A 13,864-nucleotide genomic window follows, 5' to 3' on the forward strand; every position below is an offset into this window, starting at 1 on the left:
CGATGTTACATATATTAGTCTAGGACAAAAGTCTTTTATCATCAAGAAGATTACGTATATTTTCGCTGTGAATAAAACAACACAACAAAATGAGAACTAAGATTGATACTACCCAATGGGAGAGAGGGGAGCAATATGCTTTTTTTAAACAGTTTACAGAACCTTTCTTTGGTATTACAGTACAAGTAGATTGTACTACGGTGTATAATAGAGCTAAAGCGAATAAGGATTCTTTCTTCCTTACTTATCTACACGATGCACTTAGAGCAGCTAATGAGGTAGAGGCGTTTAGATATAGAATAGTGGATAACGAGGTATATCTGTATGATGAGGTACACGCATCACCTACCATCAATAGACCTAATGGGACTTTTGGGTTTGCGTATATGAATTATTACGCTGATAAGAAGACTTTCTTCGCAGAGGCAAAAAAAGAAATAAAGAGTGTACAACAGTCGACTTCATTATTACCTGCGTCGAATAGTGAGAATGTATTACATATATCAGCTTTGCCATGGCTAGACTTTACGAGTATGAGTCATGCACGTAACTTTGACTTCCCAGATAGTTGTCCTAAGATTTCTTTTGGGAAAGTAATGGAGGAGAATGGTCGTAAGCGTATGGCAGTATCTATACATGGACATCATGCACTGATGGATGGATATCACGTAAGTCAGTTCGTAGAACGCTTTCAAGAATTATTAAACGAGCAATAGGATGAGTACAACTGCTGTTCCGTTAGGAATAAAAAGAATAGCAACACTGTGTGTGCTGAGAAATGGGAATAACTTTATGCTTCTAAAGCGTTTAAAAGAACCCAATAAAGATACATATACTCCTGTGGGAGGTAAGATAGAACCTTTCGAAACTCCTGAAGAGGGGGTGATCCGTGAGACATTTGAAGAGACAGGGATAAGAGTAGATAAGGTGAAGTTCTGCGGTATACTGACAGAGACTTCTCCTGTGAAGTATAATTGGCTAAGCTATGTGTATGTAGCAGATATCGATGCTGTCACTCCTCCTGAGTGTAATGAAGGAACTTTAGAGTGGATAGCGTATGAGGACTTGCTGAATGTACCTACTCCAAAGACAGATTGGTTTATCTATAAATATATCTTAGAGGGCAAGCCTTTTGTATTTCATGCATTATACGATGGAGAGTTAAATCTGTTAGAGATGAAAGAGGAGATTTCTAATGAGGAATTAGGAATTTAGAATTAGGAATGTTTGGTTTACGGTTTTTACCTTCGGCATTAGGTATAGGTAGGGTGTTGCTGTAGAGACGCAATACTTTGCGTCTATCTGTTTGCAGTTTTTACCTGTGGTATTAGGTATAGGTAGGGTTTTTACTGTAGAGACGCAATATTTTGCGTGTCACATAAAGCAGGTAGATACACAATTAAAGAAATATAAAAAGCCCTACTATAATGGTAGGGCTTTTGCTTTATATTAATTTATATTATTCTGTTTTCTGCGTTTTCTGATACGTCTGATGATCAAGATTAATCCAATTGAGATTAGGATAAATGGCCAGATATAGAATAACCCTATCACAAATGATAATAGATTACTCCATCCAGAACCAAAGGCAGATGATATTTCGTACCCAAAGCCTGTTGTTGATTCTCCTTTTTCATAGAAAGTTACCGTAAGAGTACTTAGCGATATTCTACTCTTTAGGTACTTTAGTCGTCCTTCGAATGACTCAATATCCGCACGTAGAGCCCCTAGTTCTCTTTCTATTCTTAGAATATCATCTATTGTATTAGCGCGTTTAAGTAATTCTTTATAGCGCTCTTCTATTTCTTTTTTCGTCTTGATTCTCGCTTCTACATCGATGAACTCTTCGGTTACATCTAGGGCATTGATATTTTTGCTATCTACTTTAGTGGCAGTCTGTGTAACTCCTTCTAACAAGGCTTCGAAGTTCTTTGCAGGTACGCGGATCACAATGGTATGTTCAGTACGATTGCCATAGACGTTTGATGTGTCTTGTGATAGATATCCGTTGAGTTTTTTACTACTTGCTACGATATTAGCTCTAGTTTCTTGTGCATTAGAAGTTTCAAAACGTATATTCCCTTCTTTGACTATCATACGCTCAGGTACGGTGATATCTTGAGTAGAATCTGTGGATTGTGGTGCTTCAGTAGTGGTTTCTGCAGCAGCATCTGTTGTGCTGATATCTTCTAAAGCAACAGCAGAGGTTTCTCCATATTCTGCTGATTTAGAGCAAGAGGCTAATGCTACGAATAACATTAGGGTTAATAGTTTGAGTGTCTTTTTCATAGTTATTGTTTTACATTAACAAATGTAATAGATGGTTTAATATATAACCTATTAGAGGTTGAAAATATTGTTTTAAATCACTGATTATAGGGAGGAGTTTAATTAGGAATAGACAATTAGGGATGTTCTTTGAAATATTGTTTTATGGTTTACGGTTTAATGTTTTGTGATTACTGTGTTTGACACGAAAGATAAGCGTCTCTACTTTATGTATGTTGTGGAGCTGTATGCGTAAGTTTTATTGTGGTTACTGTTTTTGACACGCAAGATTTTACGTCTTTACCTTATGTATCTTGTGGAGCTTTATTGTACAGCATGATATAGATGGTTTATTTTTTGTGGTTTTATGATTTGTATAAAACATAAAACCTCTTGCCTTAAGACAAGAGGTTTATCACAACCAAAAAATTATAAATAACGAGCTTATTAGTTTGCGGTCTACAAATGGTCAACCGCTCCCTGTTCTCTAAACTGTTGCAAGCTTAATGATATTCTTGATATTGTCAGATTTACCCATTGAGTAGTAATGTACTATTGGGGTTCCTGCTTCTATCAACTCTCTTGACTGCTGTGCGCACCATTCGATACCAATCTCACGGATGGCAGCATTGTCTTTTGCTTTGAGTACCTCAGTAACCAAATCATCTGGTAAGTCAACTTTAAAACGTTGAGGTAATAGGTTGAGTTGGCTTAAGGTAGCTAAAGGCTTTAGTCCTGGGATAATCGGCACATCAATACCGATAGCTCTACATTTATCGACAAAGGCAAAGAACTTACTGTTGTCAAAAAACATTTGGGTAACGATGTATTCTGCTCCGTTGTCTATCTTCTGCTTTAGGTATTTAAGATCTGTGTCAAAGTTAGGTGCTTCCATGTGTTTCTCAGGGTAACCTGCTACTCCCACACAGAAGTCAGTCTTACTGGTATTCTCAAGCTCTGGGTCTAAATAGATACCTTGGTTAAGTTCACTTATTTGGGTAACTAAATCAGAGGCATACTTATTTCCTTTCGGTTCAGGCTTAAAGTAAGTTTCGTTCTTCACAGCATCACCTCTAAGGGCTACAACATTATCAATACCTAAGAAATCAAGGTCTATGAGGAAGTTTTCGGTGTCTTCTTTGGTGAATCCTCCACATAAGATGTGCGGTATGGCGTCCAACTTGAATCTATTTTGGATAGCCGAACAAATGCCGACAGTTCCTGGTCTTTTTCTAACTGTTCTTTTTTCCCACAGTCCGTTGCCTGCTTCTTTGTACTCATATTCTTCTCGATGATACGTTACGTCTATGAAAGGAGGATCAAACTCCATTAGCGGTTCGATAGAGTCAAATATTCCTTGAATATTTTGTCCTTTTAAGGGAGGTAATATCTCAAAAGAGAATTGTGTTTTACCGTTTGCTTTTTGGATATGTTCTGTTACTTTCATGATTCGTTCGTCGTTAATTTATTATTTTGTGCTAAGTTGGGAGATAACCAACGCTCAGCTTCTTCTATTGATATATTTCTTCTAATGGCATAATCTTCTAATTGATCTTGTTCTATCTTACCTAACCCAAAGTATCTACTCTGTGGATGGGCGAAGTAGTAACCAGATACTGCAGCAGCAGGGAACATCGCATAACTTTCTGTTAGACTAACACCTATTCGTTCTTCGACTTGTAGGAGTTTCCATATTGTACCTTTTTCTAAATGGTCAGGACAAGCAGGATATCCTGGTGCAGGTCTGATACCTTGATACGCTTCTTTTATCAGTTCTTCATTACTAAGACGTTCTGCAGAAGCATATCCCCATATTTCTTTGCGGACACGGTGGTGTAGATATTCTGCAAAGGCTTCTACTAAACGATCTGCTAATGCCTTCACCATAATAGCGTTATAGTCATCAAGGTCGTCTTCGTATTCTTTTGCTATTTCATCTACTCCAAAACCTGTTGAGACAGCGAATAAACCAATGTAGTCTTCTAATCCACTTTCTTTTGGAGCAACGAAGTCTGCTAAGGCAATATTAGGAGCCTTGATATTCTTTAATGATTGTTGACGCAGTGTTAATAACTTATCTAATGTCTCTCCTTGTTCATTGTACACTTCGATATCATCATCATTAACTTGATTTGCTGGGAAAATGCCTAAGACACCTCGTGCTTCGAACCAACGTTCATTAATAATCTTGTCTAACATAATCAAGGCATCGTCATATACTTGTGTAGCTGTCTGCCCGACTACCTCATCTGTTAATATCTGAGGGAACTTACCATACAACTGCCAAGAACGGAAGAACGGTGCCCAATCTATAAATGGCAATAATTCGTCTAACTCTACTGTTACGGTTTTTGTACCGATAAAGTTGGGTTTGACAATGTCTTTAGCATCCCATTCTATCTTGACTTTGTTTGCTCTTGCTTGTTCTATTGTGATATAGCTTTTGTCTCTTGCTCTACCTAAGTAATCGCGTCTTAGCTGATCATATTCTTCTCTGATGTTATCTTTAAATGTTGCTTCAATTTCTTTTTGTAATAACTGATTAGCAATGGTCACTGAACGTGAGGCATCGTGTACATGTACAACACAATTCTTATATTCTGGTGCTATCTTCACAGCTGTATGAACACGTGAAGTTGTTGCTCCACCAATCATGATTGGAATATTGCTATTGACTTTGTCTAATTCTTTAGCTAAGTGTACCATCTCGTCTAAAGAAGGTGTGATTAATCCACTTAGTCCGATGATATCCACTTGTTCTTTAATAGCTGTTTCAATAATCTTCTCAGGTGAAACCATTACCCCAAGGTCTATAATCTCATAGTTATTACAAGCTAATACCACAGCTACGATATTCTTACCGATGTCGTGTACATCTCCTCTCACGGTGGCCATAAGTATCTTACCAGCATTACCTACAGAGGCTTCTGCATTCTGTTTTTTACTTTCTTCAATAAACGGGAGTAGATAGGCTACAGCTTTCTTCATCACACGTGCAGATTTTACTACTTGTGGTAAGAACATCTTACCCGCTCCGAATAGGTCTCCGACTACATTCATTCCATTCATTAGGTATTGTTCAATGACTTGGATAGGTTGAGGTACGCTTAGACGAGCTTCTTCTGTATCTTCTATGACATAAGTCTCTATCCCTTTTACTAATGCATGTGTTAGTCGGTCTTGGATACTACCTGAACGCCATTCTTCTACTTTGATTTCGGTTGATTGAATAGCACTTTCATTTTTAATACTTTCGGCAAAGTCTAATAGGCGTTCAGTCGCATTATCACGTCTATTTAGCAACACGTCTTCTACGTGTTCCATTAGATCCTTGTCTACCTCATCGTACACTTCTAACATCTCAGGATTCACTATTCCCATATTCATACCGTGCTGTATCGCATGGTATAAGAAGGCAGCATGCATCGCTTCACGTACTTTATTATTCCCTCTAAACGAGAAAGAAACATTACTTACACCACCACTTACATTGGCGTAAGGAAGATTCTCTCTAATCCATTTGGTGGCATTAAAGAAGTCTAAAGCATTGTTGTTGTGCTCTTCCATTCCTGTCGCAACAGGAAATATGTTAGGGTCAAAGATGATGTCCTGAGGAGCGAAGTTCACTTGGTTGACTAATATATCATAAGAACGTTGGCAGATCTCTATACGTCTTTCTAAAGAATCTGCTTGTCCTTTTTCGTCGAATGCCATTACTACAGAGGCAGCTCCATAGCGTTTAATTAATTTAGCGTGTTCGATAAATAACTCTTCTCCCTCTTTTAGACTGATAGAGTTCACAATCGCTTTACCTTGTACTACGCGTAGTCCTGCTTCGATAATCTCCCATTTAGAACTGTCAATCATAATAGGAACTTTTGCAATATCTGGTTCAGAGGCTATAAGATTAAGGAAGTTAGTCATACAGTGTACACCGTCTAACAGTCCTTCATCCATATTAATGTCTATAACCTGAGCACCACCCTCTACTTGTTCTCTTGCAACAGCTAAGGCTTCGTCGAATTTCTCTTCTTTAATCAGACGCAGGAACTTACGAGAACCTGTAACATTGGTACGTTCACCTATGTTGATAAAGTTAGCCTCGGCAGTTACATATAGTGGTTCTAATCCAGATAAGGCAAGCACAGGCTTTAGTTTGAATTGTTTAGGTTGTCTATCTTTACTGTGTTCTGCTACTGCCTGAGCAATTAATCTAATGTGCTCTGGTGTAGTACCACAACAACCTCCAATAATCTGTACCAAGTTTTGACTCAAGAAGCTATCGATTAGTTCTTTCATCTCTGTTGGTGTTTGGTCATATTCTCCAAAGGCATTTGGTAACCCCGCATTCGGGTGAGCAGAGATATTCACTGCTGCGTGTTGACTCAGTTGTTTTACATACGGCTCTAATTGTTCTGCTCCTAAAGCACAGTTAAACCCTATACTCAATAAAGGGATATGTGCTATAGAAATCAGAAAAGCCTCGACAGTCTGTCCTGACAAGGTACGCCCCGAAGCATCAGTTATCGTACCTGAAATCATAATCGGAATATCGATACCTCGTTCTGCTTGTATCTCGTCTATAGCGAATAAAGCTGCTTTAGCATTAAGTGTGTCGAATATAGTTTCTACTAATAGCAAGTCACATCCACCGTCTAATAATGCTTCTGCTTGTTGTTTATACGCTATACGCAGTTCTTCAAAAGTAATGGCACGATATCCTGGATTATTTACATCAGGAGATAAACTCGCTGTTTTATTTGTCGGACCAATAGCTCCTGCTACATAGCGAGGTCTATCTGGATCTAAAGCTTCTACTTCGTCTGCTACTTCTCGTGCTATCTTAGCCGATTGGTAGTTTAGTTCGTATACTATATCTTCAAGGTGATAATCTGCCATAGCAATGGTAGTACCCGAGAAGGTATTCGTAGATAAAATATCAGCTCCTGCCAAAAGATATTGTCTGTGTACTTCTTTTACAGCGTCAGGTTGAGTGATAGACAACAAGTCATTATTTCCTTTTAAAGGATGAGCAAAATCAGCAAAGCGCTCTCCTCTAAAGTCTTCTTCTGAGAATCGGTAAGCCTGAAGCATTGTACCCATTGCTCCATCGAGTACTAATGTTCTTTGTTTTAATAGGCTTCTGATATCAGTATGTATAAGTGTTGTTGACATAATTTTCTCTTTTAATCAATGTTTTTGAAGTGTCTTGAACTTGTTTTACTGTGCAGCAGTTAAGGCTTGTTCTAAGTCACGGATAATATCTTTTGTATTCTCTAAGCCGACAGATAGACGTATCAGGTTGTCTGTAATACCTGTGGCTATTTTTTCTTCTGCAGGAACCTTACTATGTGTGGTAGAAGCAGGGTGGGTAACGATAGTTCTACTATCTCCTAGATTAGCAGTGCGACTACATAACTGTAAAGCATCTAAGAATGTTCTACCAGCATCCAGTCCTCCTTTAATCCCAAAGGCAATGATGTTACCACCTTGTTTCATTTGTTTTTTAGCAATTTCGTATTGTGGATGACTTGGCAAGAAAGGGTATTTGATAAACTCCACTGCAGGATGTTTTTCTAAATACTCTGCTATGGTCAAGGCATTCTCACAATGTCTATCTACTCGTATGGCTAATGTCTCTAAGCTTTTAGATAACACCCATGCATTAAATGGAGAGATACTAGCACCTATGGTACGGGCAAACAAATATATCTTATGGATGTATTCTTTATATCCTACAGTCACTCCTCCACAGGCTCTACCTTGCCCGTCAATTAACTTCGTAGCAGAGTGCACTACGATATGTGCTCCTAAGGTGATAGGGTTCTGTAGATAGGGTGTAGCGAAGGTATTGTCAACGATAAAAATAAGGTTGTGCTTCTTTGCTATCTCTCCTAAGTAAGCTAAGTCTAATACATCCACTCCTGGGTTAGTAGGACTTTCTGCAAATAGAATCTTAGTGTTAGGTTTGATTAAACGCTCTACATCATATACTTGATTAAGGTCAAAGTAACTCGTCTCTACTCCCCACTCTGGAAAGGTATTACTGAATAACCCTCTCGTAGAACCAAAAATATTAGAACAAGAAACAATGTGATCACCTGTTTTTAATAATGGGAACAAGCTACAGTACACAGCCGCCATACCTGTAGCAAAGGCAAAACCCGCTTCTGCTTTTTCGAATATACGTATCTTCTCAACTAGTTCTGTTTGGTTAGGGTTAGTAAAGCGAGAGTAAGAGTATTGTTGTATTTCTTCTGCAAATACAGCACGCATATTCTCTGCATCGTCAAAGACAAAGCTAGAGGTTAGGTATAGTGGTGTAGAGTGCTCATTGTATTGGGAGCGCTCTGTCTGTGTTCTTATGGCTTGTGTCTCAAAACAACAGCCTTCTTCATTGTTTCTTGTATTCATCTTTATTTAGTTTACGGTTAACGGTTCACAGTGGACAGTTAACGGTGTTAGTCTTTAGTTTTTTGGTAATAGTTATATATCAAATACAAATCAAAAGTAGTCGCTTGTATAAAGTCTTTTTACATACTTGACTATTATGATTTAATATGATTATTATAGTATTAAATGGTAGCATAAAGTGGGACACTATAGCGGTTCACAGTTTTTGGTTTACAGTTCACAGTCTGTCCGTTAATTCTCCACTGCTTACAGATTTAGTAAACTTGATGAACCTTGGGTGACACGGATAATAATCCGTCTCTACATTGATATACTATGTGTACACAATGCCGAAGGCAAAACTGTTTACTGTGCACCCAATCCGCGACAACGACTCTGTTTACAGAATTAATATACTTGATGAGCCTTGGGTGACACGGATAATAATCCGTCTCTACATTGATATACTATGTGTACACAATGCCGAAGGCAAAAAACAGTAAACTGTGCACCCAATCCGTGATAACGACTCTGTTTACAGATTTAATAAACTTGATGAACCTTGGGTGACACGGATGGTAATCCGTCTCTACATTGATATACTATGTATACACAATGCCGAAGGCAAAGAACTGTTTACTGTCAACTGTCCACCGTTAACCAATTTATTTATCAGCTAATCTTAAGATATCTCCAAACACTCCGCGTGCTGTAACAGATGCTCCAGCTCCAGCTCCTTGGATAATGATAGGGTTGTCTCCGTAGCTCTCTGTGTATATTTCGAATATACTGTCTGAACCTTTTAGTTGTCCTAATGCTGAGCTAGTCGGTACTTCGATTAGCTTCGTTTCTAGTACTCCTTTGTCTTCTTGTAAGTCACCTGATAGTTCTCCTACATAGCGAAGTACTGTATCTGGTGCTAAGCCTTGTTTTATCTTATCGAAATAAGGGTTTAGTTTCTCTAAACTGTTTAAGAACGTTGGTGTATCCACAGCTTGTAAGTCTGTTGGAATTAGGTTTTGAATATTAATTTCTTCAAACTCATTCTGTAGGTCTAACTCACGAGCAAGGATTAGTAACTTACGTCCTACATCATTACCTGATAAGTCTTCACGAGGATCTGGCTCTGTATATCCTTTCTCTATTGCTTCTTTCAACACTTCACTGAATGGTCTGTCTTGGATAGAGTAGTTGTTGAAGATGTAGCTTAGACTTCCTGAGAACACTCCTTTTATCTTCGTGATATTCTCTCCTGATAAGTGAAGTAGTTTAATCGTATCAATCAATGGTAAACCTGCACCTACATTTGTCTCGTATAGATATTCTTTGTGGTTTGCCTTTAATGTTTGACGAAGCTCTTTGTAGAAGCTATAAGAGATGGTGTTTGCTATCTTATTTGATGAGATAAGGTCAAAACCATTCTCTACTAATGGAATATAATTCTTGATAAACTCTCCAGAAGCTGTATTATCTATCGCTATTAAGTTCTCTAAGTGGTTAGCATTCGCATAGTCGATTACTTCTTGAATAGTATAAGCAACACTTTTTTCTTTTAGATCTTCTCTCCAGTTACAGTTAATACCTCCATCGTTTAGCAATACTTTTTTAGAGTTACCAATGGCGAAGATGTTAAGAGCTATATTCTTTTTGCCTTCTATAGATTGAGCTGAGTGTAAGATCTGGTCGATTAAAGTTCCTCCTACTAATCCGTGTCCAAACACAGCGATGTTTATCTTCTTCGCGATACCGAATATCTGTCCATGAATGACATTTAATGCTTTCTTCGCTTCTTCCTTACGGACAACTAAACTTACGTTCTTTCCTGTTACTGTATTGTTGAATAGAATAGGAACGATCTTATTCTTTACTAATGCAGCATAAGGCTTGTCAAATGTACTTAGGTTCTGACCGATGATAGAGATCACTGCTATATCTCGAATGATAGAGATACTATTCACATCACGAGTATAGAAATCATTAGAGAATTCTCTATTTAGTGCTTCTGCTGCTTTATCAGCATCTTTCTCTTCTACGATAAAACCTAATCCACGTTCTGAAGAACCTTGAGAGATAACACCTACGCTAATTCCTTCATTCGCTAATGCTGTAAATACACGTGCATCAACTCCTACGATACCTAATAATCCACGTCCTTCAAACTGTATTAAGGCAACATTAGACTGTACAGAAAGAGATTTGATTCCTTTAGCAGTAGTCTTGTTTGAGATTAATGTTCCTTTGTTATCTGGGTTTAATGTATTCAAGATACGCAGAGGGATATTGTTTTCTACTAGTGGAAGTATAGTTTTTGCGTGTAAGATAGAAGCTCCGAAGTTGGCTAACTCATTTGCTTCATCGAAGTGAAGTTCTTCTATCTTCTGAGCGTTCTTTACCCAATCTGGATTAGCAGTATAGATACCATCTACATGAGTATAGTTTTGCAATTCATCTGCTTGGATAAAATTAGCTAATAGAGCTGCTGAGTAGTTACTACCATTGCGACCTAGTGTAGTTGTTTCCCCTTTTTCAGTTGCACCGATAAACCCTGTTACTACTGCAATAGTTCCTTTGTCTAAGGTAGCAAAGTAAGCCTGAGTCTTCTTTTTAGATACTTCATCTAATGCTTGTGCACTACCGAAGTTGTTATCTGTGATAAAGAATTGACGGCTATCTACAGCAATGGCTTTTATTCCTTTGGCATTTAACTGAGCAGCTAATATCTTACTTGATATTAATTCTCCTTGTGCTAATACTTGGTCTTTAATTTTTAACCCATAGTCTTCAATTAAAGAAACTCCTTCGTATAATTTGCTCAATACTTCTATTTCTGTATGTATATCTGCTTCGTTGTGATATGCTCTGTTTTTGAATGCTTCAAAAGCAGTTGTATAATCTTGTTTAGTCTTTGCTAAGTCTAATATATTCTCTAAGGTATCTGTAGTATCTCCGATAGCAGAAACTACTATAGTGATAGGCCCTTCGTTTACTTTTGTCTTAATGATATTTATTACGTTGTCAAAAGCTTGCCCTGATGCAAGAGACTTTCCTCCAAACTTTACTATTTTCATGGTGTGCTGATTTTAGAATAATGGTTTTAATAAATTGTTTAATTGTTCGTATTCAATTAAGAAGGCATCGTGGCCGTGTATTGATTGAATCTCTTGGTATGTAATGTGTTTGCAACAGTCCTTTAATAAAGCGACTGTCTGTTCTTGTTCTTTGTTTGTGAACATATAATCTGTATCTACTGCTATACAGTGTATCTGTGCACTTGTTAGTTGAGCAAAAGCCTTTAGACTGTCTTGGGTCTGTTCTTGACCTATTGTTTTGAGTAGGTGATTCATTAGTTTGTAAGCTTGTAGCTTAAATCTACCTTCTAAAGTCTGTCCGTGATACTTAAGCCAACTCTCTATCGCATATTGGTTTTCACTTTCTTTATACCCATTGGCGAACTTCTGCTGGAGCGATGCAGGAGTGCGGTAGAGTAGCATAGCATGCATACGAGCGTCTTCTATTGGCTTTGATGAGTTGTTCAGTATGCTGTCTTGTACTAAGGCATTACCTATTAACCAATCTGATGCTTTACAACTTGTTGCGATAGGGATTAAATGATCTACTGCTGTCGGTCTTATAAATGCTAACTCCCATGCAATACTTCCTCCTAAGCTTCCTCCGATGATCGCGTAAAGGTGACTTACGTGTAATCGGTCTAAGGCTTTCCAAAACACTTCAGCGATAACTTTAGTCGTTAGGGCTTTATAATCATGGATGAGGTGTGTCTCTTGTTGGTTATAGCCATTGCCTGGGATATCAAAAGCGATAACGGTGTATTTGTTGAGATCAATTACTTTGTCATAACCCACTAAGCTATTCCACCAGCCGTTGTCTCCAGCTACTTGACTATTTCCTGTCAAAGCATGGTTAACCAATACGATAGGAGCACTGTGTAAAGGTTGTCCCACCACCTGATAGGTGAAGTGAAAAGTATGTGTACTTCCGTTTGGTAGTGTGTGATTAGTGATTGTTATTTCTTGTAAGCGACTCATGGTATTCTATTGTTATTTATTGTGCTAATGCTTGTTTGATATCTTCTATTAAATCTTCTGTTTCTTCTAATCCTATAGATAGTCGTATTAGACTTTCTGTTATCCCAGCTTGTATTTTAGTCTCTTTAGGTACGGAACCATGAGACATCTCAAAGGGATAATTGCTCAAGCTCTTTATACCTCCTAAACCTTCTGTTAGGGTAAAGAGCTTTAAACTCTGTATGACTTGTAAGGCAGCTTCTCTCGTATTCTCTTTTAGATCAAAGCTGATGACTCCTCCAAAATACTTTTGTTGCTTCTTAGCAAGTTCATGTCCTTCATGACTTTTTAATCCTGGATAATATATCTTGTCTATCTTCGGATGTGTGCTGAGGTATTCTGCGATCTGGATAGCATTCTCAGAATAACCTTTATATCTCAACAAGAGTGTTTCAATGCCTCTGATGGTTAAGAAGCTATCGAAGGGACTGAGTATAGCTCCTGTTGAGTTTTGGTGAAACTTAATGATCTTTCCGATTTCTTCTGTTTTGGTTATTACTAATCCTGCTACTACATCAGAATGTCCTGCTATATACTTCGTAGCACTGTGTACCACGATATCAGCTCCTAAGTCTAGCGGCTTCTGTGCTATCGGGGTAGCGAAGGTGTTATCTACACATACCCAAACTTTGTGTTGCTTAGCGATACTCGTGATAGTTTGTATATCTGATATACGCAGTGTAGGGTTAGTCGGACTTTCTATCCATATCAATTTTGTTTTGTCATTGATTGCTTTCTCTACATTAGCGGCTACTGTTGTATCTACATAATGAGTCTTGATCCCAAACTTTGCATACACTTCATTCAATAACCTATAGGTACCACCGTATATATTAGCTACTGCGATTACTTCATCTCCTTGACTCAGTGTTTTAAATACAGCATCTATTGCAGCAAGTCCACTTCCAAAGGCAAACCCCTTTGCACCGTTCTCTAAAGAAGCAACTAATTCTTCAAGGGCTTGGCGAGTAGGATTGTTGGTACGTGTGTAATCAAATCCTTTGTTTACTCCTGGTGCTTCTTGAGCGAATGTCGTAGTCTGATAGATCGGTACGGCGATGGCTCCTGTGTGTGGGTCTATCGGAATATGTTTTAGTATATCTGTTTGGGTACTCATC

At 38.1% G+C, this 13,864-nt stretch carries 9 protein-coding genes; 2 read left to right on the plus strand and 7 right to left on the minus strand.

Going from position 1 to position 13,864, the window contains the following annotated elements; all coding sequences use genetic code 11:
- Positions 1 to 89: 89 nt before the first annotated feature.
- Entirely contained in the window at positions 90 to 716 is a 627-nt protein-coding gene (locus MPR_RS01490) for a chloramphenicol acetyltransferase (protein WP_041888565.1), read from the plus strand.
- A 1-nt stretch (position 717) separates the two neighbouring features.
- On the plus strand, positions 718 to 1,215 hold the full coding sequence (locus MPR_RS01495; protein WP_041888567.1) for an NUDIX hydrolase: 498 nt from the start codon (positions 718 to 720) through the stop codon (positions 1,213 to 1,215).
- Between the two features lie 234 nt (positions 1,216 to 1,449).
- Here the strand turns inward: MPR_RS01495 and MPR_RS01500 are convergent, their stop codons facing one another.
- From MPR_RS01500 to MPR_RS01530, 7 genes are all read right to left on the minus strand, one after another.
- The gene (locus MPR_RS01500) at positions 1,450 to 2,289 is read right to left on the minus strand and encodes a DUF4349 domain-containing protein (RefSeq protein WP_041888569.1); all 840 of its coding nucleotides are present in this window, start codon (positions 2,287 to 2,289) and stop codon (positions 1,450 to 1,452) included.
- A gap of 466 nt (positions 2,290 to 2,755) precedes the next feature.
- Positions 2,756 to 3,715 (minus strand): methylenetetrahydrofolate reductase [NAD(P)H], encoded by a 960-nt coding sequence (gene metF, locus MPR_RS01505; RefSeq protein WP_041888571.1) that lies wholly within the window; start codon positions 3,713 to 3,715, stop codon positions 2,756 to 2,758.
- Positions 3,712 to 7,443 (minus strand): methionine synthase, encoded by a 3,732-nt coding sequence (gene metH / locus MPR_RS01510; protein WP_041888573.1) that lies wholly within the window; start codon positions 7,441 to 7,443, stop codon positions 3,712 to 3,714. Before metH ends, metF begins: the two co-directional genes overlap by 4 nt.
- Positions 7,444 to 7,488: 45 nt before the next feature.
- Complete coding sequence (locus MPR_RS01515; protein ID WP_006257607.1) at positions 7,489 to 8,682, minus strand: trans-sulfuration enzyme family protein; 1,194 nt, start codon at positions 8,680 to 8,682, stop codon at positions 7,489 to 7,491.
- A gap of 644 nt (positions 8,683 to 9,326) precedes the next feature.
- Positions 9,327 to 11,729, minus strand: coding sequence for a bifunctional aspartate kinase/homoserine dehydrogenase I (thrA, locus tag MPR_RS01520; RefSeq protein WP_041888574.1), 2,403 nt, complete (start codon positions 11,727 to 11,729; stop codon positions 9,327 to 9,329).
- A gap of 12 nt (positions 11,730 to 11,741) precedes the next feature.
- Positions 11,742 to 12,707 (minus strand): alpha/beta fold hydrolase, encoded by a 966-nt coding sequence (locus tag MPR_RS18835; RefSeq protein WP_041888575.1) that lies wholly within the window; start codon positions 12,705 to 12,707, stop codon positions 11,742 to 11,744.
- A gap of 16 nt (positions 12,708 to 12,723) precedes the next feature.
- Complete coding sequence (locus MPR_RS01530) at positions 12,724 to 13,863, minus strand: trans-sulfuration enzyme family protein (protein WP_041888577.1); 1,140 nt, start codon at positions 13,861 to 13,863, stop codon at positions 12,724 to 12,726.
- Between the last annotated feature and the right edge of the window lies 1 nt (position 13,864).

This window comes from Myroides profundi (assembly GCF_000833025.1).
GTDB lineage: Bacteria > Bacteroidota > Bacteroidia > Flavobacteriales > Flavobacteriaceae > Flavobacterium > Flavobacterium profundi_A.

What these genes read in the sequence shown, in the direction of transcription:
- metF (WP_041888571.1), bottom strand. Translation starts at nt 3,715, where the DNA reads ATGAAAGTAACAGAACATATCCAAAAAGCAAACGGTAAAACACAATTC.
- MPR_RS01500 (WP_041888569.1), bottom strand. Translation starts at nt 2,289, where the DNA reads ATGAAAAAGACACTCAAACTATTAACCCTAATGTTATTCGTAGCATTA.
- MPR_RS01490 (WP_041888565.1), top strand. Translation starts at nt 90, where the DNA reads ATGAGAACTAAGATTGATACTACCCAATGGGAGAGAGGGGAGCAATAT.
- metH (WP_041888573.1), bottom strand. Translation starts at nt 7,443, where the DNA reads ATGTCAACAACACTTATACATACTGATATCAGAAGCCTATTAAAACAA.
- MPR_RS01495 (WP_041888567.1), top strand. Translation starts at nt 718, where the DNA reads ATGAGTACAACTGCTGTTCCGTTAGGAATAAAAAGAATAGCAACACTG.
- MPR_RS18835 (WP_041888575.1), bottom strand. Translation starts at nt 12,707, where the DNA reads ATGAGTCGCTTACAAGAAATAACAATCACTAATCACACACTACCAAAC.
- thrA (WP_041888574.1), bottom strand. Translation starts at nt 11,729, where the DNA reads ATGAAAATAGTAAAGTTTGGAGGAAAGTCTCTTGCATCAGGGCAAGCT.
- MPR_RS01530 (WP_041888577.1), bottom strand. Translation starts at nt 13,863, where the DNA reads ATGAGTACCCAAACAGATATACTAAAACATATTCCGATAGACCCACAC.
- MPR_RS01515 (WP_006257607.1), bottom strand. Translation starts at nt 8,682, where the DNA reads ATGAATACAAGAAACAATGAAGAAGGCTGTTGTTTTGAGACACAAGCC.